This window comes from Paenibacillus sp. WG02, assembly GCF_055396115.1.
In genome coordinates this window covers 3,422,375-3,443,503 of the sequence record NZ_AP036016.1, presented here as the reverse complement: position 1 = coordinate 3,443,503, position 21,129 = coordinate 3,422,375, and the positions used below count along the sequence as shown (strand labels likewise).

At 46.0% G+C, this 21,129-nt stretch carries 21 protein-coding genes, 1 pseudogene and 1 riboswitch; of the genes and pseudogenes, 10 read left to right on the top strand and 12 right to left on the bottom strand.

Annotated features, from left to right (window positions below):
- Positions 1 to 113 precede the first annotated feature (113 nt).
- The 4 genes from ACBP55_RS15215 to ACBP55_RS15200 all read left to right on the top strand — a co-directional run bounded on the left by ACBP55_RS15215 (position 114) and on the right by ACBP55_RS15200 (position 4,087).
- The gene (locus tag ACBP55_RS15215) at positions 114 to 719 is read left to right on the top strand and encodes a LysE/ArgO family amino acid transporter (protein ID WP_464652639.1); all 606 of its coding nucleotides are present in this window, start codon (positions 114 to 116) and stop codon (positions 717 to 719) included.
- Between the two features lie 465 nt (positions 720 to 1,184).
- Positions 1,185 to 1,688 (top strand): TRAP transporter small permease, encoded by a 504-nt coding sequence (locus ACBP55_RS15210; RefSeq protein WP_464652638.1) that lies wholly within the window; start codon positions 1,185 to 1,187, stop codon positions 1,686 to 1,688.
- Positions 1,688 to 2,980, top strand: coding sequence for a TRAP transporter large permease (locus ACBP55_RS15205; RefSeq protein WP_464652637.1), 1,293 nt, complete (start codon positions 1,688 to 1,690; stop codon positions 2,978 to 2,980). Before ACBP55_RS15210 ends, ACBP55_RS15205 begins: the two co-directional genes overlap by 1 nt.
- 42 nt (positions 2,981 to 3,022) lie before the next feature.
- Complete coding sequence (locus ACBP55_RS15200) at positions 3,023 to 4,087, top strand: TRAP transporter substrate-binding protein (protein ID WP_464652636.1); 1,065 nt, start codon at positions 3,023 to 3,025, stop codon at positions 4,085 to 4,087.
- A 71-nt stretch (positions 4,088 to 4,158) separates the two neighbouring features.
- Here the strand turns inward: ACBP55_RS15200 and ACBP55_RS15195 are convergent, their stop codons facing one another.
- The 7 genes from ACBP55_RS15195 to ACBP55_RS15165 all read right to left on the bottom strand — a co-directional run bounded on the left by ACBP55_RS15195 (position 4,159) and on the right by ACBP55_RS15165 (position 11,554).
- Complete coding sequence (locus ACBP55_RS15195; protein WP_464652635.1) at positions 4,159 to 4,911, bottom strand: response regulator transcription factor; 753 nt, start codon at positions 4,909 to 4,911, stop codon at positions 4,159 to 4,161.
- Between the two features lie 6 nt (positions 4,912 to 4,917).
- Entirely contained in the window at positions 4,918 to 6,762 is a 1,845-nt protein-coding gene (locus ACBP55_RS15190; protein WP_464652634.1) for a sensor histidine kinase, read from the bottom strand.
- Positions 6,763 to 6,838: 76 nt separating this feature from the next.
- Positions 6,839 to 7,156 (bottom strand): cupin domain-containing protein, encoded by a 318-nt coding sequence (locus tag ACBP55_RS15185; protein WP_029193605.1) that lies wholly within the window; start codon positions 7,154 to 7,156, stop codon positions 6,839 to 6,841.
- Between the two features lie 126 nt (positions 7,157 to 7,282).
- The gene (gene melA / locus ACBP55_RS15180; protein WP_464652633.1) at positions 7,283 to 8,788 is read right to left on the bottom strand and encodes an alpha-galactosidase; all 1,506 of its coding nucleotides are present in this window, start codon (positions 8,786 to 8,788) and stop codon (positions 7,283 to 7,285) included.
- A gap of 98 nt (positions 8,789 to 8,886) precedes the next feature.
- Complete coding sequence (locus ACBP55_RS15175) at positions 8,887 to 9,807, bottom strand: AraC family transcriptional regulator (protein ID WP_464652632.1); 921 nt, start codon at positions 9,805 to 9,807, stop codon at positions 8,887 to 8,889.
- Positions 9,797 to 10,618, bottom strand: a complete 822-nt coding sequence (locus ACBP55_RS15170; RefSeq protein WP_464652631.1) for a helix-turn-helix domain-containing protein — start codon at positions 10,616 to 10,618, stop codon at positions 9,797 to 9,799. Before ACBP55_RS15170 ends, ACBP55_RS15175 begins: the two co-directional genes overlap by 11 nt.
- A 99-nt stretch (positions 10,619 to 10,717) precedes the next feature.
- Positions 10,718 to 11,554 (bottom strand): phytanoyl-CoA dioxygenase family protein, encoded by an 837-nt coding sequence (locus ACBP55_RS15165; RefSeq protein WP_464652630.1) that lies wholly within the window; start codon positions 11,552 to 11,554, stop codon positions 10,718 to 10,720.
- Between the two features lie 139 nt (positions 11,555 to 11,693).
- Between ACBP55_RS15165 and ACBP55_RS15160 the strand changes: the two genes are divergently transcribed.
- Complete coding sequence (locus ACBP55_RS15160; protein WP_464653326.1) at positions 11,694 to 12,569, top strand: helix-turn-helix domain-containing protein; 876 nt, start codon at positions 11,694 to 11,696, stop codon at positions 12,567 to 12,569.
- A 357-nt stretch (positions 12,570 to 12,926) separates the two neighbouring features.
- Here ACBP55_RS15160 and ACBP55_RS15155 read toward each other — a convergent pair whose 3' ends face one another.
- Positions 12,927 to 13,091 (bottom strand): hypothetical protein, encoded by a 165-nt coding sequence (locus tag ACBP55_RS15155; RefSeq protein ID WP_464652629.1) that lies wholly within the window; start codon positions 13,089 to 13,091, stop codon positions 12,927 to 12,929.
- 192 nt (positions 13,092 to 13,283) lie between these two features.
- Here ACBP55_RS15155 and kduI point away from each other — a divergent pair, with 192 nt between their 5' ends.
- The 4 genes and pseudogenes from kduI (at position 13,284) to ACBP55_RS15135 (ending at position 16,510) form a co-directional block, all read left to right on the top strand.
- Positions 13,284 to 14,117 (top strand): 5-dehydro-4-deoxy-D-glucuronate isomerase, encoded by an 834-nt coding sequence (gene kduI / locus ACBP55_RS15150; RefSeq protein ID WP_029193611.1) that lies wholly within the window; start codon positions 13,284 to 13,286, stop codon positions 14,115 to 14,117.
- A 34-nt stretch (positions 14,118 to 14,151) separates the two neighbouring features.
- On the top strand, positions 14,152 to 14,907 hold the full coding sequence (locus tag ACBP55_RS15145) for a DeoR/GlpR family DNA-binding transcription regulator (protein WP_173192031.1): 756 nt from the start codon (positions 14,152 to 14,154) through the stop codon (positions 14,905 to 14,907).
- 18 nt (positions 14,908 to 14,925) lie between these two features.
- A pseudogene (gene kduD / locus ACBP55_RS15140) lies at positions 14,926 to 15,679 on the top strand (2-dehydro-3-deoxy-D-gluconate 5-dehydrogenase KduD).
- Positions 15,680 to 16,510 carry a sugar phosphate isomerase/epimerase family protein gene (locus ACBP55_RS15135; protein WP_464652628.1) on the top strand — a complete coding sequence of 277 codons (831 nt, stop codon included), beginning with the start codon at positions 15,680 to 15,682 and terminating at the stop codon, positions 16,508 to 16,510.
- A 62-nt stretch (positions 16,511 to 16,572) separates the two neighbouring features.
- On the opposite strand, the gene ACBP55_RS15130 is transcribed toward ACBP55_RS15135, so the two are convergent.
- The gene (locus ACBP55_RS15130) at positions 16,573 to 17,046 is read right to left on the bottom strand and encodes a GlcG/HbpS family heme-binding protein (protein ID WP_173192027.1); all 474 of its coding nucleotides are present in this window, start codon (positions 17,044 to 17,046) and stop codon (positions 16,573 to 16,575) included.
- A gap of 150 nt (positions 17,047 to 17,196) precedes the next feature.
- Positions 17,197 to 17,275: riboswitch (ZMP/ZTP riboswitch) on the top strand.
- A gap of 62 nt (positions 17,276 to 17,337) precedes the next feature.
- Between ACBP55_RS15130 and ACBP55_RS15125 the strand changes: the two genes are divergently transcribed.
- Positions 17,338 to 17,931, top strand: a complete 594-nt coding sequence (locus tag ACBP55_RS15125; RefSeq protein WP_464652627.1) for a DJ-1/PfpI family protein — start codon at positions 17,338 to 17,340, stop codon at positions 17,929 to 17,931.
- A gap of 616 nt (positions 17,932 to 18,547) precedes the next feature.
- On the opposite strand, the gene ACBP55_RS15120 is transcribed toward ACBP55_RS15125, so the two are convergent.
- From ACBP55_RS15120 to ACBP55_RS15110, 3 genes are all read right to left on the bottom strand, one after another.
- Positions 18,548 to 18,769: a hypothetical protein gene (locus ACBP55_RS15120; RefSeq protein ID WP_464652626.1), complete on the bottom strand. Its 222-nt coding sequence runs from the start codon at positions 18,767 to 18,769 to the stop codon at positions 18,548 to 18,550.
- Positions 18,770 to 18,883: 114 nt separating this feature from the next.
- The gene (locus tag ACBP55_RS15115) at positions 18,884 to 20,008 is read right to left on the bottom strand and encodes a Ger(x)C family spore germination protein (protein WP_464652625.1); all 1,125 of its coding nucleotides are present in this window, start codon (positions 20,006 to 20,008) and stop codon (positions 18,884 to 18,886) included.
- Positions 20,005 to 21,105, bottom strand: coding sequence for a GerAB/ArcD/ProY family transporter (locus tag ACBP55_RS15110; RefSeq protein ID WP_464652624.1), 1,101 nt, complete (start codon positions 21,103 to 21,105; stop codon positions 20,005 to 20,007). Before ACBP55_RS15110 ends, ACBP55_RS15115 begins: the two co-directional genes overlap by 4 nt.
- Positions 21,106 to 21,129: the final 24 nt, after the last annotated feature.

Sequence of the window (21,129 nt, the reverse complement as noted above, 5' to 3'; positions counted from 1 at the left end):
AACCATTCAAATATAACATTTGGTTGGGTTAATCGCCATCCATTTGGAGGGAGACATCCGCTAGATTTTCTCTATACTTGTGAAGAATAGTCATATTGATGGGAGAGATCGTTTTGTTGGAAATTGTTTTACATGGGCTTATTTTGGGTTTTGGGCTCATTCTGCCTATAGGGGTACAAAATGTTTTCGTTTTCAACCAAGGAGCCCGCGGGTCATCTTACCTTAAAGCACTGCCTGTCATCCTTACGGCGTCTGTTTGTGACACGATCCTAATTTTATTAGCCGTCTTAGGTGTTTCTTTCGTCGTACTCACCTTCGCCTGGCTTCAAGCAGCGCTCTATGGACTTGGATTCTTTTTCCTTTTGTATATGGGATGCGTACTTTGGAAAAGTAAACCTGGCTCAGTAACATCACACCGGGAAAATGAACCCAAAAAACAAATCCTGTTTGCAGCATCTGTCTCGTTAATGAATCCCCACGCTATACTTGATACGATTGGAGTTATAGGCACAAATTCCTTACACTATGTTGGCGGAGAAAAATGGGTGTTTACCGTCACCGTTATGCTAGTTTCCTGGCTCTGGTTCTTCGGTTTAGCGTTCGCAGGACGCCTTGTTGGCAAGCGTGATCCTAGCGGTAAATTCATTGCCAAATTAAACAAGGTTTCTGCTTGTTTGATATGGGCTGTAGCGGTCTATATGGGCATGCAATTCTTATAGAGGGAATGGAGGATACGTTGAATACTTTGAGCATCACTTTATGCTCATTTGAGGTTCTTGGATGAATGGATCTGAATCCTCGGCCGAGTGATGTTGTAGGATGTGCAACAATTTCAGCCTAGATCCTTCCTCTCACCCTTCACTGTTGCCGCGCTTTTAGCGTGAGTTCCGCGAGCAGAAGCTCGTCGGCAGCGTCTGAGAAGTCGAAAATCGACTTCTCAGCAGCCTGACCCGCGCGTCCGCCCTGTGAAAGCGCGGGAACCGCGCTTAATGCAGAAGCTCGTCTTAAATGAGCAGGTTGTCATCCGACACCTGCTCATTATTTGTTTCATTCCACCCAAATATCTAAAAAAACTACAAAAAAAACTAAAAACAATGGCATACCTGCCGCAAGAAAGGAGCGCTATACTTAAAGCACATTAATGAAAGCACTTACAAAGATAGCGAGAGGAGGTCCGCTTTACGATGAGAATACTTCGAAAAATTGCTCTCGGTATCGATTCATGTATCGAGTCTGCTGCCCTCATCGGTTTGCTTAGTATGATCATCATCGTCACCGTACAGGTCATGACCCGCAAGCTGTTTGACTTCGTATTCTTCTGGTCGGAGGAAGTGACCATGCTGCTTCTTATCTGGTTTTCCTTCATGGGAATTGCGATTGGCTTTCGTGAGAAGCTGCATTTGGGCATCGATTCCTTCACCCACAAGCTTCCAGCTTCCATCAATAAAGCGCTTGATAAGGTCATCGAGCTTGTCATTCTCGCGTTTGGTTGCTATCTCGTGTATTTCGGTTGGGACTTCACCGTCATGATGAATGAATCAGAGCTCCCGGCGACGGGTCTGCCTAACAGCACACTGTATGTCATCATGCCGATAACCGGCGTCATGACTTGTGCCTATGCGCTCCTCCAGTTGTTTGGTATCGAGACGAAGCGGCATCAACATATCAAAGAAGGAGGTCCCGAATAATGGATCCGACCATCGCTATTCTCATCCTAACTATCACCTTCGTTGGTCTGATCGTTCTCCGCTTTCCGATCTCGCTCGCTTTGGCAGGTTCTTCCCTTCTCACCTTACTTTACTTGAAAGTCCCTCTAGCCACCGTGGGCCAAACGATGATTCAAGGGATGAACTCTTACTCCCTCCTGACCATCCCGTTCTTTATTCTGGCCGGGCAAATTATGAGTGAAGGCCAGATGGCACTGCGCCTTATCAATCTCGCGCAAGTTCTTGTTGGTGGCATCCGCGGAGGCTTAGCCATGGTCAACTGCGTCGCCTGTATGTTCTTCGGGAACATCTCCGGATCAGCCATTGCCGACGTCTCCTCCATCGGCTCGGTCATGATCCCGATGATGAAGAAAAAGGGCTATGACACCGATTACGCCGTTGGCGTTACAGTCTCAGCCGCCATTCAAGGCGTTGTTGTGCCGCCAAGCCACAACCTCGTGCTTTATTCCCTAGCTGCTGGCGGTGGAATCTCTATCGCATCGCTTTTTCTAGCGGGCATAGTCCCGGGCTTGATTCTATGTGTATCGCTTATGATCACGAGTTATATCATCGCCATCAAGCGCGGTTATACGAAGAGCGAAGCTGTTCCCGTGCGAGAAATTCCAAAGATTGTACGCGATGGTTTGCTTTCCCTTCTGACAGCCGTAATCATTCTAGGCGGTATATTTACAGGTTGGTTTACAGCTACAGAAAGCGGCGCGTTAGCTTGTCTATACGCCTTTATTCTCACCTTTCTCGTGTACCGAGATATTCCCATAAGCCGGATGTGGATTATTCTCCAGCGTACATTTCGAACCGTAGCCATGGTGCTCTTCCTAATTGCTGCCTCCGCTACCTTCAGTTGGGTATTAGCCTTTCTCAAAGTTCCCGGCATGTTAACGGATTGGATGCTGGGCATCACAGACAGCCCCACTGTCATTTTGCTGATCATCAACGTCTTGCTGCTCTTACTTGGGGCACCGATGGATATGGCTCCACTCATCTTAATCATGACGCCTATTTTACTCCCAGTTGTGACAGCGCTTGGCATGGATCCTGTTCACTTCGGCATTATTATGATGTTAAACTTAGGTATTGGACTGCTGACACCGCCTGTCGGAACCGTCCTCTTCGTAGGCTCTGCGATTGGAAATATTTCGATTTCTGAAGGCACCAAAGCCATGATGCCGTTCTTTTATGTCATGTGCATCGTGCTCATGATCCTTACCTATATCCCTGAGCTGGTCATGTGGCTTCCTAACTTGATGAAATAAGGAAACAACTCAACTACTACGATAAAAAGGGGAATATTCGATATGAAAATGAAAAGAAAATATATCACGGCTCTAAGTACTGTGATTGGTACTAGCCTCTTACTCGCAGCTTGCGGTGGCGGCAGTACACCGACGAATAGCGGTGCAACAACGACTCCTGGAGCCGCGAGCCCTGCAGCAGCAGCGAAGAAAGCCGATGGTCCTAAATTAAATTTCCGTCTGGCTGAAACACACCCTGCGGACTACCCAACGACACTTGGCGATAAGAAATTCGCCGAACTCGTCAATCAAGCATCGGATGGGCGCATCAAAATCGATGTCTTCCCTGCATCCCAGCTCGGTGAGGAGAAGGCCGTCATCGAGCAAGTGCAGCTCGGCGCTATTGAATTCACACGCGTTAGTACAGGAGCACTTGGCGGATTCAACAAGCAGTATGAGGTGTTCAGCTTGCCCTACATTTTCGATAACGATAATCACCAATGGAAATTCCTAGAAAGCGAGCAAGGAACGAAGCTGCTGGATAGCTTAGAGTCTTCTCGTATGAAAGGACTGGCGTATTACAGCTCAGGAGCTCGTCATTTCTATTCCAAGAAACCGATTAAAAGCATCGCCGATTTGAAAGGACTCAAAATACGCGTCATTCAAAACAAAGTCAACATTGATCTCATGAACGCTCTTGGCGCGAATGCAACCCCAATGCCTTATGGAGACGTCTTCAATGCATTGCAAACAGGTGTCATCGATGCCGCTGAGAATAACTATCCGAGCTACTTCTCTTCCAACCATTTTCAACAAGCCAAAAATCTCATTCTTGACCAGCACCAACGGGTGCCTGAAGTTCTTTTAATTTCTAAAGTAGCATGGGATAAGCTGTCTGCTGATGATAAAGCGCTTATTAAAAAGGCTGCCTTAGAATCCGTCAAAACGCAAAAAGCAGAATGGGATAAATTCGAGAAGGATTCAGAAGCCAAAGTGAAAGCGGCGGGAGTTACGATTACGGACGTATCCGACCTTAAGCCATGGCAGGATGCTGTAAAGCCTGTTATCGAAAAGTATCGCAACGATTACAAAGAAACGTTAGAAGCGATCGAGAAAGCTAGAAAATAGCCATTCAAAACAATACAAAATAAATAAAAGGACAATCTAAGGGTTGCAATCTCCCCCTCAGATGTCCTTTTTCATTTGGTTTCATCTAGCCTTCCGCCGCATTTCCGATATTCCAAAGGGGAGCAGCCTATCAGTTTTTTGAACGTACTGCTGAAGTAAGAAATATCCCCATAACCGAGCCGTTCCGCGATCTCAGACACTCGCAAAGACGTTTTAGTCAGCAGCTTCTTCGCTTCCTCCATGCGCATTTCAATGACATAATCGACGAATTTGCCTCCTGTTTGCTGCTTAAAGAGCTGGCTCAAGTAGCTGGGGTTCAAATGTACCAAGGCTGCTGCATCGGTTAAGCTGATATCTTTCGATAAGTTCGAGCTGATAAACTGCTGCACTTGTTCAATGGCTGACAATGCGTCTGTTTCGATTAGCGGCGGTTCCTCCAACCGTCTGGCAGATTTCGTTATCCGGTCTTGCATCCATCGGCCCAAACAATCTGCCATTGCCTCCATTTCCACAGGCTTCAGCAAATAGTCCTTTACCCCATAGCGTATCGCTTTCTGAGCTAACTGAAAATCGTCATACCCGCTTACTAGGATTAAATTGGCTGATACTTGCGTCATCTGCTCCGCAAGCGCAATACCGTCCATGATCGGCATCTTTACATCGGAGATAACCAAATCAGCGCTATGCTTTTGCAGTGTATCTATCGCCTCCAAACCATTTGCGCATTCCTGCACGATTTCGAAAGGAAGCTTCGTTTGTTCCACGGCTTTGCGAAGCACGACACGAACCCATCTTTCATCGTCCACGAGAATGACTTTGTACATGACCTCCTACCTCCATTCCTCTCCGTAAGGCTTCAGCGGCAGCTTGATTCTCACTAGAGTTCCTGCATCTGCCTCACTATCTAGTTCCAGACCATAATTGTCACCAAACAGATAAGAGATACGCCGATGTACATTGACGATGCCGATCTGTGATACGGCCGTAATCATGTCCTTCTGCAGCAAATCGAGCTGTAATGTACGGAGTTTGGCAGCCGGAATACCTACACCGCTATCCTGAATCTCAACAACAAATTGATGATCATTTAATTGAGCTGCTGAAATGACAATATGAACAGGCTGTGCACTCGTTTCAATACCATGAATGACACAATTTTCAACCAAGGGCTGCAAAGCGAACTTCGCGATGGTTTGACCTTCTGCCCATTCAGGAATCTGGAATTCATAGGTGAGTTTATCGTCAAACCGATATTTCTGAATCCGTAAATACATATCGCATATCTGAATTTCCTGCTGCAAGGAGATCGTCGCCCCAGCATGATTCAGATTGTAACGCAGCAGACGAGCAAGGGAGGCAACTAGCACCAAGATGTCGGTCATATCCTTTTCCAGCGCCATCCCGCGCACCGTCTCTAAAGCATTCATGAGAAAATGCGGATTAACCTGAGATTGCAGCACTTTCAGCTCTGTCTCTTTTTGGCGCAGCTGAAGATCCTTCTCCCGGAGTTGAGAGTAGTAAATTTCATCGAGCAGCACCTGGAGCTTTTCGACCATTTTATTAAAATCGTTCGTTAGCTGCCCTATCTCATCCTTGGATTCGATGTCCACGCGAGCCTGAAAGTCGCCATCTTTCACTCTTTTCATGAAAAATTGCAGCGCCCTCACAGGTCGAACGACACTCGTAGCAAAGCCAATCCCAATCAAATAGGCAATCAGTAATGTGGCAAGGACCGTCCACCAAATCGTACGCCGAATATACTCGGTTCCACGCGTCAATTCTTCTTCAGGGATCGTCGTCACCAACCGCCAATTCAAATAGGATGACAGGCTAAAGGTGTAGAAAGGCTTATCTCCTGTTTGCGCTTGGTAAGACCCGCTTTCCTGCTGCAAAATCCACTCTAACTGGTCCCAATTCGCCAAATGACCGATTTCCGTGTATTCAGGTGAATAAATATAGCGCCCGTAGGGGTCGAGAATGGATAAATACCCTGTTCGTCCAATGGTAACCCGTTCAGCAATCTCTTGAATCCGCTTGAAGTTGACTTCCATAATTAACGTTGCAACGGGCTCTAAGGTAAGTGGACTCACTAATCGCTTCACAATGGAGAGAACAGGCACATATTCCAGCTCGTAGCGCTGAGAAGGCGGTCTGATGATCAACATAATATCGCTGTTGGAGGGGACACTGGCAAACCATGGCTCCTGAATTAGTTGAAGAGCAGGGGTTACATTTTTGTTCATGCTTGTATCCAAGACCGTCTGATTTTCCATAACAAGCATGATCCGAGAGATGTCAGATCGGGAGTAAGCGGTATCGTTCAAAAGCTGCATCATGGGCTCGCGAATGCCAGAATTCTTCACTTCCTGTTCGCTTGTCATCCTTAGAAACTGCTGCATCGAAGGATGATTTTGCATGCGAATCGAGTCGATCTCGAAATCTCGAATATAGTATTCGATATGCAGCTTGACTTGCTCGATGATTTGCTTGTTGCTCAAGTTGGCTTCCTCGCGCAGCACTTCCGATGATTTCTGATAAGAAATCAGCCCCACCACAAGCAGCGGAATGACAACCAGCATAGCCGAATAGACGAGCAGTTTCACTGTCAGTGGACGATCACGCAAAAACAAACTTCTGTAGAACCAAATCCAAGCTCTATGCCCTCTTCTATTCATGTTCAGCCTCCTTTCCGCCGAATTTGTAAACGCATTCAATCCTTAGGAAAGAAAAACCAGCTGCAAGCGCAACTGGTTACCGTTTGACAAGATCTTCGCGAATCGGTGTGAAGACATCTAACAACGCGGATTCTTCTAATGCTGTAACACCATGCTTAGCGTTACTTGGTATGTATATCGTCTGGCCTTGCTCGATAACGGTTGCCACACCATCTATGGTAAACTCAATTTTCCCTTTTAAGCAATAGGACATTTGTTCATGAACATGGCTATGTTGGTAACCAATGGCACCTGGCTCAAAGTGAACCTCCATCATCATTAAACCAACCTCAGCTTTCAGAATGCAGCGCTGAACGCCTGGCTCTGCTGCTTCCCATACGCCAATATTAGACATCTGGCTTTCCCCTTTCCTAATTAAACGCTTTAACGAAACAATAAAAGGACCGCAAGCGGTCCTTCACTTACTTTTTAATTATATCTGAAAAGCACCTAAATGAACATACTTGAATCCAAACGAACATTACGAGTTTACCGCTGCGCGATCCTTCCCTTTGTCCGCTTCACCCGCATTTTTATTCGCAGCTTCACGATCTTGCTGCATTTCTTCCACCGTTTTCACCTTCAAGCGTGCTGCACCTTCATAGCTGCGTGTAGGCACGAGATTCCCAGCTGCGAGACGTTGTTTTGCTTCTGTAATAGCCGTGCCATACTGAGGCAGCCATGCCTCCTGGGCGACCAACATTTCATCGACCATCTGCCAGATTTCTTTGGGATTGCAGACGGCACCTACTAGCGGATCCATCATAAACGCTTGACGAAGCAGCTTATCATCGCCATGTACTGCAGCTTCTACAGCAAGACGCTGCACGGAAATACTCACATTGCATACCGCTGCCGGTCCAAGTGGCAAATCTCCTACATGCGGCATCGAGATGCCGTTGCGATCTACATAGCCTGGCGCTTCGATAATCGCATCATCAGGCAGATTCGAGATGACACCGTTATTGACTAAGTTGAAATGTCCGCGATACACGCGTCCTGTCTCAAGACCCTCAATAATATAGGAGCCATGCTCTTCACTACGTTTCTCGGCTGCGTAAACAAATGCCTTATCCTTCATCCAGTTCGGAAACTCCGTTTCGAACCAGTTGCGTCCCTCCGTGCAAACACGCAGATAGCCGCCTGTTTCTCCATTAATCCAGCTGCCCATGTCGATCCAATCTTGGATTTCGCCAGCACGCTTTCGGTACCAAGGCACATACTCGCTCAGATGTCCGTTGGATTCTGTACTATAGAAGCCAAAACGGCGCAGCATGTCGATACGCACTTTCTCCGTAAGCGTGAACTCCGGATGGTTTTCGAAGGCCTCAAGCAGACCGCCCGTCAAATCCTGTCCATTGTGACGGATCTGCACATACCAAGTTTGGTGATTGATGCCTGCGCAAATAATGTCTACATCCTTTTTCTCCAAGCCGAATACTTCCGCGATTTGTTTATGCCCATGTTGAACACCATGACATAGACCAATCGTCCGCACACCGCCGTACTTGTTGCAAGCCCAAGTCAGCATGGCCATCGGATTTGCATAATTGAGCAGCAGCACATCAGGCGCCGCCACTTCTCGGATATCTTGGCAAATGCGAAGCATTTCCGAAATACCGCGCTGGCCATACATAATACCGCCAGCACATAGCGTGTCGCCCACACATTGGTCAACGCCGTATTTCAGCGGAATATCCACATCAGTGGCAAAAGCCTCCAGACCACCCACACGAATCGTACATAAGACATACTTCGCATCTTTCAAAGCTTCTCTACGATCCGTAGTTGCCTGAATCTCAATTTTCAATCCATTATCGCGAATATCTCGTTGGCACAGCTCCGTAACCATATCTAAATTATGTTGATTGATGTCTGTAAAAGCGACTTGAATATCGTGAAATTCAGATACTGCTAACAAATCTCGAAGTAATCCGCGTGTAAATCCAATACTCCCTGCTCCAATAAAAGCTACCTTAAATGACATATCTATCGTCCTCTCTATCGTTTAATCTACAATTCACATTGTATCAAGCGCGAAAGAGAAAACGTTATCAAATTCCTAACTTCATTGCAGCTAGTTTGTCAAAAATTCTCACTTTTTTCTGGATAATCCCACTTCTGAGTATCCATTGATTTACGAAATTCCGTTGGAGTTAAATCTGTATAGTCTTTGAAAAGCATATGAAAATACTGACGGCTCCCAACCCCGATATAATCGCATATTTCAGAAATCGGCACATCGGTTTCGAGCAGCAGCATTTTGGCTTTTTCCATTCGAATCACGGTTAAATAAGCCATAAGCGTTTGCCCTGTTAACGATTTGAAAATCCGCTGTAAATACCCGGGGTGTAAATTTACGGCTCCGGCAATATCCTTCACTTGAATGTCGCGGTCATAGTTCTGATGCAAATAATCCATGCTCTGTCTCACATACCACTCACTTTGAGCCATGCCGCTGCTTGCTGCTTCTTGCCTAAGACGCGCAATTCGAATGAGCAGTTGAGCGATGAGCAATTGAACCATCGTTTCACTTTTGGCGGCTGCTTTATCCAGTTCAAGCACCAAGCTTTTCATAATGTGATACACCTCATCGGGGTCGCGCAGTACCAAATAAGGAGATTTGACCTCTAGTAAAGAAGCCAACAGCTTGTCTTCTGCAGCCAGTTGATGAATAGATGGAAATACACCCTTCTGGTGGGTAAAACGGAACTCTACATTTAGCATTCTGCAGGGGGCAGTCTCGTCAACGATCAATCGATGGGAGACATTGGCGTCCATAATAATGAACTCTCCCTTTTTGAGACTAACTCTTTCGGTTTGTGTAGGCAGTATTTGGATTTCAACGTCGCAGGAGCCTTGTATGGTATACATAATTTCTACAGCATCATGGCGATGAAAGGGCATATAGAAGCCTTGCCATTGTTTAAAATAATACGCCATCACCTGAGGATGGCAGTTATGCTCGGTCAAAAAAGCTGGGAAAAGGCCACCGTTATTCGGCATGGATATCTCCTTTCCCCCAAGATGAGATCCTTATTTCTGAAGGCGTTTTACCTGTTTGCTGTTTCACCTGTCGTGCGAAGTGGTAGCTGGTTTGGAACCCGCTTCGTTGCGCAATTTCCGATATCGATAAACCTGTTTGGGAAAGTAACTCAACAGCACGCAGTACACGATAGTGCCAAACATATTTAATCGGTGTCGTTTGCTCGTATTTACGGAAAAGCCGGACCAAATGTTCATCCGAAACTCCTGCGTGCGCGGCAATTAGGGGCAGACTCAAGTTGTCATTAAATGTTTGATGAATGTAAGCTTTCGCACGTAAAACAGATGGATGAATGTCTTGCTGCAGCTGTGCCTTGGACAACTCGGATAGAAACAACTGAATCGCTGTGTGACCGAGACTTCGCATCACAGGCCCTGTATCTGCATGCTCGGAACGGATCGATAGCATTAGGTCTGTTATTCGGTTCAAGTGTTCAGAGATTGGGAGGCTAAACGGAACCTGGTCTAATACTTTCACTTCATTCACAGATAATGGTTGGACGCTTACCGCAACCCAACGATGCCAGCTCTCCTGCTCATCCGCAAATGTAAAATGCTCGATGTGCCCAGGCTTCAGAAGTGCCACATTACCGGGCTCCAGTCGGAAGGGAACGCCATCAATGGTCACTTCCATAGCACCGGTATGTAATAGAACTAGCTGAATATCTTGTTGGATGCGGGGACCATACCTGCCGCCAGGTGGATATACAATCGTACCGACCTTAGCGGAATCGATATGATTAAAACTAAGATGTCCGAGCGGATTCGCCATGTGCTTCATCTCCAGAAAGCTGTGTCATCATTAAGGCAATTGTAACCCCCTGCAGGTAAAAAGAAAATCCCTTCGATGGGAAGGGATTTTGCACCTGAATTATCGTTTAAACAAAACTGGAAAGTACTCATTTGCAAAAGCCTGACCGTGATAAGGACGCGGTCCTAACAAACGGGAATTATCATGACGCTGCACGCCAGCACGGTAGCTTGTGCCGCCCGGCATTAGATGCGCGACAACAGACATTCGAGGCTCATTCGTCTTATTCGCGCCGGACCCGTGGAACGTAAGAGCGTGATGGAAGCTTGCCTGACCTGCCTTCAGAATGCAGGGCTCCTCGACCCATTCGCGGCCTGCCGCAAATTTGTTCCTAAGTTCCTCCATGTTAGGATCGAAGAACGTGTTGCTGTCAGGGATCAATCCCCACTTATGAGAGCCGAGAATCGTCATCATCCCACCGTTGGTTAGATCCGTGTCCTGCAGCGCGATCCATACGGTGATCATATTCGGATTGCTGGAGCATTGCCAGTAACCGTAATCCTGATGCCAGCCAACATTGCCGGACTGCGTCTCCTTGTCGCCGACACCTGGCTTATAAATAACCTGATCGTGCCACAGCCGAATTTCATCGGTCTCCAACAGATCGGCTGTAAGCTCACCGATAAATGGATCCGTGACGGTTCTTCGGATCTCGTCATTGATCCACCATCCATTGTCCAGCTTGCGTAATGAATCAGGGTTCGAGTTCGCACGGTAATGATTCATCGGAAGCCCATCGCCATCGTAATCGCCCGTCCAAACTCGTTCATGCGCATGTCGCAACCGCGCGATTTGATCATCGTCCAGCAGCTTCGGAGATATCCAATAACCGTCGCGATTGAATGTATCCTTATCCTGAGCTGTAATCTTGTACGTTCTCTCTGCTTGCAAAGTCATCGTAAATTCCTCCTTTTATGTCTTGCTTTCATCATACTTAATCCTAAGCTGATTGACGTTCACAGAGCTACAAAGTAGTATGAGAAACATATAAGACAAATAAGAACATTCAAACATAGAGGAGGCCCTCCCTTTGCCTGTGAAAAAAAGTCCACGCTGGACTTACGATATCAATAAGGAAAATCGCATATTAGGAGTTCCGGAGCTGCTCCTTTTCGGCTTCGATGAGATTAGGTCGGCTATGCCCCTTTCCTATCATCAGCATGCCGGATACGAATTCGTTTTGGTTGAACGGGGTAAAGCCAGCTGGGAGCTCGACGGGCACGTCTATGAGACAAAAGCAGGCGACGTGTTTCACACAAATCCAGGCGAGATTCATCGCGGCGGCTTCAACGTGATTGAGCCTAGCCGATTCTGGTGGTTCATCGTCACACCACCGCATTCGGAAGGCTGGTTGTGCTTACCGCAAGATGAAAGTGAAGGCTTCAGACTTGCATTAGAGGCGCTGCCCAGAGTTACCCACACAGGACTGCAGGCCGTTGACGACATTAGAAAGTTGCGAAATGCGCTAAATTCCAACAGTCCATTACGAACCTCCGCTACCCGCCAAGCGCTGCTTGGGTTGCTGCTTCTAATTCTTCAGCCTAATCAACAAATGGTCTCACTCGCTGACGATCTATTACATCAATTGGATGCATTGATTGGCCGGATTACGGAAGAACCGCAATGGCGCCCCGCTATCGAAGAAATGGCTGATTTGGTCCGAATCAGTCCTTCCCACTTCTTTCGTTCCTTCCAGGAATACACGGGGCTCCCGCCTATGGTATTTATTGAACGTGTACGAATTAAGAAAGCTTGCAGCCTGCTGGTTGAAGGCACAGATACGGTCACAGAGATTGCTAATGAGTTGGGTTACGCGTCCAGTCAACATTTCGCCACTGTGTTTAAACGCATTACAGGCATGACACCGATCCAATGGAGAAAATTTCAAACGGACCGGAATGATTCACTATAGCAGGTAGTCCGAATGCTCCAACAGCAACAGAGCTAGGGAGATTCTCAATTTTTATTGAGTGAGAGAAAATAAACGGCTTGGCCGTCCTTGGTTGAATGGTAACCACGATTGCCCATCTACCCTCACGAAAGCTGAATGACTCTAAAATCGGATTTTGGAGTTATGTCTATCAGCTGTGAGGAATAGTTACTTATCGAATGATCACGCCTATCTACAATCTCATTTCGACTAGCAAAATCCATTGCAAACTATCCTAAATACGGGAAGCATCGTCTCCTAATCTTAATCCCAAAATGAAAAAAGGACCTTGGTATCTACAATTTGTAGACAACAAGGTCCTTTTCAGCTTTCCAATTTCTAACCCCGATCATCGAGATCGCCGCTTGAGAACACCTTTTTCACATTATCCATGATTTCCTCGACAGCCTCACTCAGCATATCTGTTGGTGTTGTAGCCTCTTCATCAGGTTGAGTGGGAATCGTGTCGTTACACACGCGATCGAAATAATGACTTTTATCCATGCGCTAGCCTCCTAATTGTAAACCAGTCTCGTTTGTTTGTTGTTTACTTATTCTGCATCCTTTATTCACCCAAACAGAAACTTTTGAAACATAGGTCCAAAAACCCTTGCCTAAACCCCCTTTATGGAGTAAATTAAACCTATATGAACGAATATCAACATAAATAAACCAATTTTGAGGAGAGATTAACCGATGGATATCCGCTACGCATCACACCCGAATGAAGTTAAGCAATTTGACACGGAACGCCTGCAAGCTGAGTTTCAAATTAATTCTTTGTTCTCACCTAATGAAATTAAATTAGTGTACTCCCACGTTGACCGTTTCATCATTGGCGGCGTGCTTCCTATTACAGGCACACTTCAATTGCAAGCTGACAAGAAAGAAATGGCTGCAGATTATTTCTTAGAGCGCCGCGAAATCGGTATTATTAATGTTGGCGGCAGAGGTACGATCACCGTTGATGGAACGGTTTACAACATGGATTCCAAGGATTGCATTTATATTGGTCTTGGTGCGAAGGATATTACGTTTGCTAGTGATAACGCTGCCGAGCCAGCGAAATTCTACTTTAATTCAACACCTGCTCACCAAACATATCCAACAGTGAAAGTAGCCATCAGCGAAGCTACTCCTACTCACTTAGGCAGCATCAATACATCCAATGAGCGCACGATTTACAAATACATTCACACAGGCGGTGTAAAAAGCTGTCAGCTCGTAATGGGTATGACGCTTCTGAAACCAGGCAACATGTGGAACACAATGCCTTCCCATACTCACAATCGTCGTTCCGAAGTCTACTTCTACTTTGACATGCCGGAAGATGCAGTTGTGTTCCACATGATGGGTGAACCGCAACAAACTCGTCACGTCGTTATGCGCAATGAGCAAGCTGTCATTTCCCCAAGCTGGTCCATTCATAGCGGTGTTGGCACGAACAACTACACCTTCATTTGGGGCATGGCTGGCGAAAATCAAATGTTTGATGATATGGACGCCGTGGCCATGAAAGATTTAAAATAGTCGGTAACCTCTATTTAGAAATGGATGACAACCGATGAATCCTCTACGCAGATATGAAACCATTATGGAAATACTCCTGGCGCAGAAAGAAGTAACCGTTAACGAACTTAGCGAACGGCTGGACGTTACAGGTAAAACGATTCGCGAAGATTTGGCCAAACTCGAAGAAAAAGGCCTGCTCGTCCGCATTCATGGCGGAGCGGTGCTCGCTCAAAGTGATCAGCTTGGCATACTTTCAACGAAAGAGCCGATCATTAAGCATGCCGATCAGAAATCCGAAATCGCGACGATTGCTTTGCGATACATCCAACCACGGGACATTATCGCCCTCGATGGCGGCAGTACAACACTTGAAATTGCTAGGCGGCTGGAAAATCAGCCGCTTACTGTTGTAACGAACGATTTATTTATAATCTCCGAGCTCTTGCATAAGGAAGAAATTCGGCTGGTTGTTCCAGGCGGCTACCGTCTGCGTAATATGCTCGCAGGACCTGAAGCCGTGGAATATGTGAGTAAGCTCAACATTCAGAAATCGTTCATTTCTGCCACTGGTGTTCATTTGCAGCACGGCTTTACAATCTACACGAGTGATCATGCCGATTACAAACGTGCATTGATTAAATCCAGCGCAACGGTTTACGGTGTTGCCGATCATTACAAATTCGGCCAGTGTGCCTTACGAACGTTCGCTTCCTTGTCCGAGGTGGCTATGATCCTAACAGACAGTGCCCTCCCCGCTGATATTGCCAAGCAGTACCGTGATGCTGGCATCCAGATTGTAACTCATTAGTGAAAAGGAGTATCCTTCATGACACTTTTTAATTTATCAGGCAAAACAGCCTTCGTAACCGGTGCTTCCTGGCGGTCTTGGTCAAGCGATGGCCATTGGCCTTGCTGAAGCAGGCGCTAACGTCATAGCTGTATCCTCATCTGAAAGCGTGCAAACGGTCGAAGCCATCCGCGCACTTGGCGGCAAAGCCGAGCTGATCGCAGCTGATCTTAGCAACGAAGACATCCTTGAGGATGTTGTGAATAAAGCCATCGGCATCTACGGCAGCATCGATATTCTCGTGAATAATGCCGGAATCATCCGTCGTACGCCAGCGGTCGAGCATGCGCGTCAAGATTGGCACGATGTGATTGACCTGAACTTGAACTCCGCCTTCTTCTTGTGCCAGCTGATTGGCCGTCACATGATTGAGCGCGGCAGCGGCAAAATTGTCAACATCGCTTCCATGCTTACCTACCAAGGAGGCATTAATGTTCCTGGCTACACAGCGAGTAAACACGCTATCGCTGGTGTTACCAAAGCATTAGCCAATGAATGGGCTGGGAAAGGCATCCAGATCAATGCCATCGCTCCTGGCTATATGACGACTAATAACACAGCTCCTATTTTAAAAGATGAGAAACGCACACAATCCATTACAGATCGAATTCCGGCAGGCCGTTGGGGCTCACCAGAGGATTTGAAAGGTCCAGTTGTGTTCTTGTCATCGCATGCTTCGGATTATATGAACGGACACGTACTTTGCGTGGACGGCGGATGGATGGCTAGATAGATGGGAATCGGTACATTAGCCCATACCGTAGGACATCTTCCGTTGAAGCAATTAACAGAGAAGCTTAGCGGACGAGGTATTGACTTCGTTCAACTTGCACTCAGCAAAGCAATCAGTGATTTTGACACGAGCCTCGGCAGGCTCAGCCCTGCTCTGGCCATCCACATTGGCGAGCAATTTCACCGTGCTGGCATCCGGATCGGCGTGCTTGGCTGTTATATCAACCCGATTCATCCAGATCCGCAGAAGCGGCGTCATGAAATCAATCGGTTCAAAGAGCATCTGCGTTTCGCCAGAGACTTTGGTACTTCTATCGTCGCGACGGAAACGGCTGAATTAACGACGTACCTCGCGCAAGATTCTGAGCGCTATGAAGCTATTGGTTGGGATACCCTCAAACAAACAGTTGAAGAATTGGCTGAGGAAGCGGAACGTTGGGGTGTCTTCATCGGACTCGAACCCGTATTCACTCACACATTATCTAGCTGTGATAAAATGGTTCGGCTCTTGGATGAGATTCCTTCCAGTAATCTGGGAGTTGTGTTTGATCCAGTGAATTTACTGCCACCCACATCTGTCGAGTCACAAGAAGTATTTCTGTCTCAGGCATTTGAGGCTTTCGGTGATCGTATCGTCCTTGCTCATCTAAAGGATATCGTCGTTCAAAACGACAAGCTGGAAGCTGTGCGATCCGGCAAGGGTATTTTCCAAACGAAATCGTTTTTGGACAAGCTGCATCGAGTAAAACCAGGGATCGACATCTCATTAGAACAGCTAACAGATGATACGATTGACGAAACCGTTCAATACGTAAGAAGCCTTTTGAATTAACACATAGGCCCCATTCTCTCTTTCATTAGAGGAACTGGGGCCTTCTTATTTTGAATGGACGCCTATTTCTTAATATCTGGAACTGTCATGACTTCATAGGCGTTACCCAAATATGTCTGCAGCGCCTTCAACGCCGCAACCCCCACCGCAATGTCATCCTCACCATTCCCTCCACTTACACCGACTCCGCCTATGACACTCCCGTTCACCACAATCGGTAGCCCCCCGACGAAAATAGCAAATTTACCAGGCATCATGGCATGAATCCCAAATGCCTCACCATGGATAGTCGCTGGACCACCGGGTTGATTGAACAAATGTGTAGAGCGCCTGTGACCGCTAGCTGTAAACGCCTTAGCTATGGCGATTTCCGGGCTCGTATTGCGAGCGCCATTCATTCTTTCTAACGCAATGAGATATCCGCCATCGTCTACGATACATATGGTTTCGGCTGCATTCGCCTCTACTGCCGCTTGTATGCCTGCTGCGATCATGACTCTCGCTTCCTCTAATTCAAGCTTAAATACTGATTTCATAAGTCAATTCCCCCCCTGCTTGTCGGCCATTATGATGTGAGCAACGAGCGCCTCTTCCATTCATATGGGGATGTAAAGGGTTTAAGTCATAGTCGTCACTTGAAAAAAGATATTGAATTTCGGTGAAGGAAATTGTAAGATTATAGAAATTAACCGATGTGTGACTGGCGTTAACATGGATAACCATGAGGGAGCACATTGCAAACAGCCGTACGCCTGGGCAAAGTATTTGATCCTTGATCAAGTGCTTTTTTGTGCTTTTATAACAATTGAAAGGTCAGGTGGCTGTTAATGAAAATGGCATTCGTACTATTCGATGGGATGACCGCATTAGACTTCACCGGCTTCTATGAAGCTATTACATGGATGGGCATTTTGGGAGCTAAAGAGAACGTCTCTTGGGATTTCTGCTCCAATAAGGACGAAATTACCGACGACCGTGGCTTAACCGTTAAAGTAACACATGTTTATCCTGATCTATCGGGTTATGATCTCCTGTTTGTACCTGGCGGATTTTCAACGAGAAGCCTTAGATTCGACGCTGTCTTCATCGCTTGGCTCCAAACTGCTGGTAATGTGACTTACAAGGTTTCTGTTTGTACAGGTGCGTTGTTACTGGGTGCAGCCGGATTCCTGTATGGAAAAAAGGCCACTACGAATCCTTCCGCCTACGATTTACTGACACCTTACTGTTCCGAAGTCATGAAAAAACGAATCGTCAGAGACGGGAATCTCTTCACTGGTGGCGGCGTTTCGGCCTCTATTGACTTAGGACTATTCGTCATTGAATCCCTAACTGATTCGCATTTCGTTCAGCAAGTTCAACAAAAGATGGATTACCCTTATTATAAAGCGGGACAAATGTCTAATGTGAATTTGGACTGATTAGCCTTCTCAATACGGATAAACGGCTTACACTTGCTTTTGGCGAGAGAGAGATTGGGTGTTTGGGTGTTTGGGTGTTTGGGTGTTTGGGTGTTTGGGTGTTTGGGTGTTTGGGTGTTTGGGTGTTTGGGTGTTTGGGTGTTTGGGTGTTTGAGTATTTGGCTGTTTCGGTGGGTGTGAGAGAATGAGTGAGTTTGTTCAAATATTTGTCTACTTACACGCTCATCCATGTAATGTTGTTGTATTTTATACAACATTACGCTAGCAAATCCACGATTTCCTCACGATTGTTGCATAAAATACAACAATTCCAGCCAATAGTAGCATTTTAGCAAGAAATTGGGCTAAATTGTTGCACAAAATACAACATCTTCACCTATGCCCAGGCGAATTGATAGGAATTGTTGTACGCTGTACAACAATTCACTCTTTTTTCCCCACATCAACAGTAAATCGGAAAACCATAAACCAGAAGACAAATCCACACTCACACTCGAGCCAAGTCAGTATCTCACCCTCCCGAGCAATGGGTAAGCTCCACTCCCGCTTGACCCGAAACAAACAAATAAATAAGCCTACCCAGCACTCATAAAGTGTCTGGATAGGCTTACCTGCATTATTTTTTAGGCTGTTCACGGTTAACGCGAACGGGTCTCTCGACCCAATTCTCACGATTCATGCGTTGAACCTGATTTATCGGATTCTTAAGATCGATAACCTCGACAGTCTTCCCCTCCGCTTGCATGGTGGCCGCGAGCTTTTCCTTATAACTCGTTCCAGGTGCTGGTCCGCCACCCCCATTGCGCTTCCCCTTGTTCCATACTCTACCTTTACTCATTTCACCACTCCGTTTTTGTTCTAAGTGTAAAGGCATGTGTAGAAAAACGCAAATTTTTGCTGCCAATCCTTATCAACTTTATGTCAAAAAGGTGATTACCCGCTCCAAAACCAGTCACTTCACGGGTCCCATGCTTCCAATGGTCACCTTAACGGAAACATGAATGTCCGCCTTAGACAGCGCTTCTCCCCAATGATCCTCCACTTTCTTGTATTGACTATATTCGTTGGCCCGTGCGTAGAGTCCAAGCCCAATAGGATCGATTTGATGCTTCTGTATGTTTTTGATGAGTTTCTCGAATTGCTTTTGCATATGTTCAGAAATCATTTTCTCTAACTCTTTTCCATTCTTTCGTACATCAAAAGGGAATAAAAGTTCAGTAAGACCGGCTGGCATTTTAATGTTGATATCGAATCGAAACTTATCCTGCTTGTACGAGGTTTTTATTTTCGTTTTCATTCCTTGAACCGATATACTTAAATGGTCTGTTTGGAATGGACCGCTCTTCTTTTCACCAGGAATCGGAAGTGTAAAGCTAACAGGTTTCTTTGCGTTTTTATTCAATATTTGAAGTAAACAGGTTTCCTCTATGTTCAGCGAGGTCTTATATTTCCCCTTATGATCCAGAAGTGAAACGCCAGTCAGCCTGATCCGTTTGGCCTTGTCCAACTGAATTTCGGAAATATAGGGCGTTATCCCCTTCTCATACATTTGCCAATGCAGCTTCTGCAGCGTTGTTTTTGCCGTTTCCGATCTATCACTCTTCGTATCGACCATCCCCCGCAACAATAAAGGTAACATCGGCTGATCTTTCGGATGTAGGTATACAATATCGGAAATAGATCCATCGACAGCGATGATTCTGGGTGTTAATGGATTTTTCATATCACGAAAAAAGACGTCAAGTATCCGGAACCAGTTTTCATGTTCGAAGATGCGTTTCCCGATAAGCATGACTTGAACCTTTCTTCCTGTAATAACACCTGGTGAAAATTCATCTTGTTGCTCTCTCGATTGACGAATCGTTAGCGATTTCACTTCGACTTCTAGTGTTTTTTTCTTGATATCTCTGCCGAATGCAGGGCTATTCAAATATACAAGCAGGTTGTTTTCATTATCGAGATCCAAGCCAATAGCAAGGTTGTTAGTCGAATCTTCCATATCCAACCGATCACTACACCCCGGAATGATAATAATAATCATGATAATAATCAAAACGTACAGCAACCGCTTGTTCATAAGTGCTTCCTCCACCCCAAACGATCATGTATCCATACATACAGGAGTAAACAACCAGGCAATATGTACTCGACAACAAAACCGATTTGACCAAGCAAAGTATCCATCCGTTCGCTTTGAAAATAAGTAGGCATGAAGAAATACGTGCCCACAGCGATGAATAACCAAAGCAGCCGCAAATGATTACGGTGGTCCTTTTTTCCGATTAGCCAAGTTGTACAAAAAACGGTCATGTACATCGTGGGTATCCATGATATTGAAAAGATAAGTAAATAAACCGCGATAAATAGCACTTCGATCCGTGATATAAACTTAAACTCAATTGCTTTCAATAAATTGATTGTCGGTTCGTTATACGCCATAATTTCATCTGGACTGAAATAGACGAAACAGATCAGAGTAATGAACAAATACATGAGCATCGCCAGTGTATACGAGATAACGATTCCTGCTGACGCCTTCCGCTTGTTTTTGAGAAACGGATACAAAATAAACGTGGTTGAAAACCCTATATGATAATATAAAGTGCCAGGTAAAGCTGCGAAAACAGGTTGCCAACCTTCTTTAAGCACAGGAAGCAGACGGAGCCAATGAGCGTCCTTAATCGGAAGCAAATAAACGAAGGGGATCCATAGAGATAGGAATATAATCACTTCCACATATCTGCCCAATATGCGTGGTCCGTTCCGTACAATGACATAAGTGGGAACGAGCAGCAGAAGCATAATGATATAAGCTGGGGTTTGCTGCAAAAGGTATTGCTTTGTAATCAATATTGTATATACGAGACCTGTGTATCCGTAGTAAAAGAGATAGAGGGCAAATAGGACAGCTCCCGCTTTGCCTGCCCATTTGCCCAAATACATCGACAATAGATCCAAAAGGGTGCCGTCTGGGTACCTCTTCATCACTTGTATGACGATCAGACTCGCCACTATGGAGATGACCCAAACGATGATGAGCGTAATCCAACCTGCCGTGCCTGCTTGTTCGGCTAGTACTCGCGGCAGCGACAAAATTCCGACACTCACAACCATTCCGAAATTGAGAAGGATATACTGCATGAAGGTGATTTCATTCAAGGCATATTTTTTCACTTGCTGTCCCCCCTTAGAGCTTTC

Bases quoted from the DNA above. Each gene is read 5' to 3' on its own strand.
- ACBP55_RS15120 (WP_464652626.1), bottom strand. From the start codon at position 18,769: ATGAGTAAAGGTAGAGTATGGAACAAGGGGAAGCGCAATGGGGGTGGC.
- melA (WP_464652633.1), bottom strand. From the start codon at position 8,788: ATGTCATTTAAGGTAGCTTTTATTGGAGCAGGGAGTATTGGATTTACA.
- ACBP55_RS15195 (WP_464652635.1), bottom strand. From the start codon at position 4,911: ATGTACAAAGTCATTCTCGTGGACGATGAAAGATGGGTTCGTGTCGTG.
- ACBP55_RS15200 (WP_464652636.1), top strand. From the start codon at position 3,023: ATGAAAATGAAAAGAAAATATATCACGGCTCTAAGTACTGTGATTGGT.
- ACBP55_RS15210 (WP_464652638.1), top strand. From the start codon at position 1,185: ATGAGAATACTTCGAAAAATTGCTCTCGGTATCGATTCATGTATCGAG.
- ACBP55_RS15130 (WP_173192027.1), bottom strand. From the start codon at position 17,046: ATGAAATCAGTATTTAAGCTTGAATTAGAGGAAGCGAGAGTCATGATC.
- ACBP55_RS15155 (WP_464652629.1), bottom strand. From the start codon at position 13,091: ATGGATAAAAGTCATTATTTCGATCGCGTGTGTAACGACACGATTCCC.
- ACBP55_RS15185 (WP_029193605.1), bottom strand. From the start codon at position 7,156: ATGTCTAATATTGGCGTATGGGAAGCAGCAGAGCCAGGCGTTCAGCGC.
- ACBP55_RS15205 (WP_464652637.1), top strand. From the start codon at position 1,688: ATGGATCCGACCATCGCTATTCTCATCCTAACTATCACCTTCGTTGGT.
- ACBP55_RS15135 (WP_464652628.1), top strand. From the start codon at position 15,680: ATGGGAATCGGTACATTAGCCCATACCGTAGGACATCTTCCGTTGAAG.
- kduI (WP_029193611.1), top strand. From the start codon at position 13,284: ATGGATATCCGCTACGCATCACACCCGAATGAAGTTAAGCAATTTGAC.
- ACBP55_RS15145 (WP_173192031.1), top strand. From the start codon at position 14,152: ATGAATCCTCTACGCAGATATGAAACCATTATGGAAATACTCCTGGCG.
- ACBP55_RS15115 (WP_464652625.1), bottom strand. From the start codon at position 20,008: ATGAACAAGCGGTTGCTGTACGTTTTGATTATTATCATGATTATTATT.
- ACBP55_RS15165 (WP_464652630.1), bottom strand. From the start codon at position 11,554: ATGACTTTGCAAGCAGAGAGAACGTACAAGATTACAGCTCAGGATAAG.
- ACBP55_RS15175 (WP_464652632.1), bottom strand. From the start codon at position 9,807: ATGCCGAATAACGGTGGCCTTTTCCCAGCTTTTTTGACCGAGCATAAC.
- ACBP55_RS15170 (WP_464652631.1), bottom strand. From the start codon at position 10,618: ATGGCGAATCCGCTCGGACATCTTAGTTTTAATCATATCGATTCCGCT.
- ACBP55_RS15125 (WP_464652627.1), top strand. From the start codon at position 17,338: ATGAAAATGGCATTCGTACTATTCGATGGGATGACCGCATTAGACTTC.
- ACBP55_RS15190 (WP_464652634.1), bottom strand. From the start codon at position 6,762: ATGAATAGAAGAGGGCATAGAGCTTGGATTTGGTTCTACAGAAGTTTG.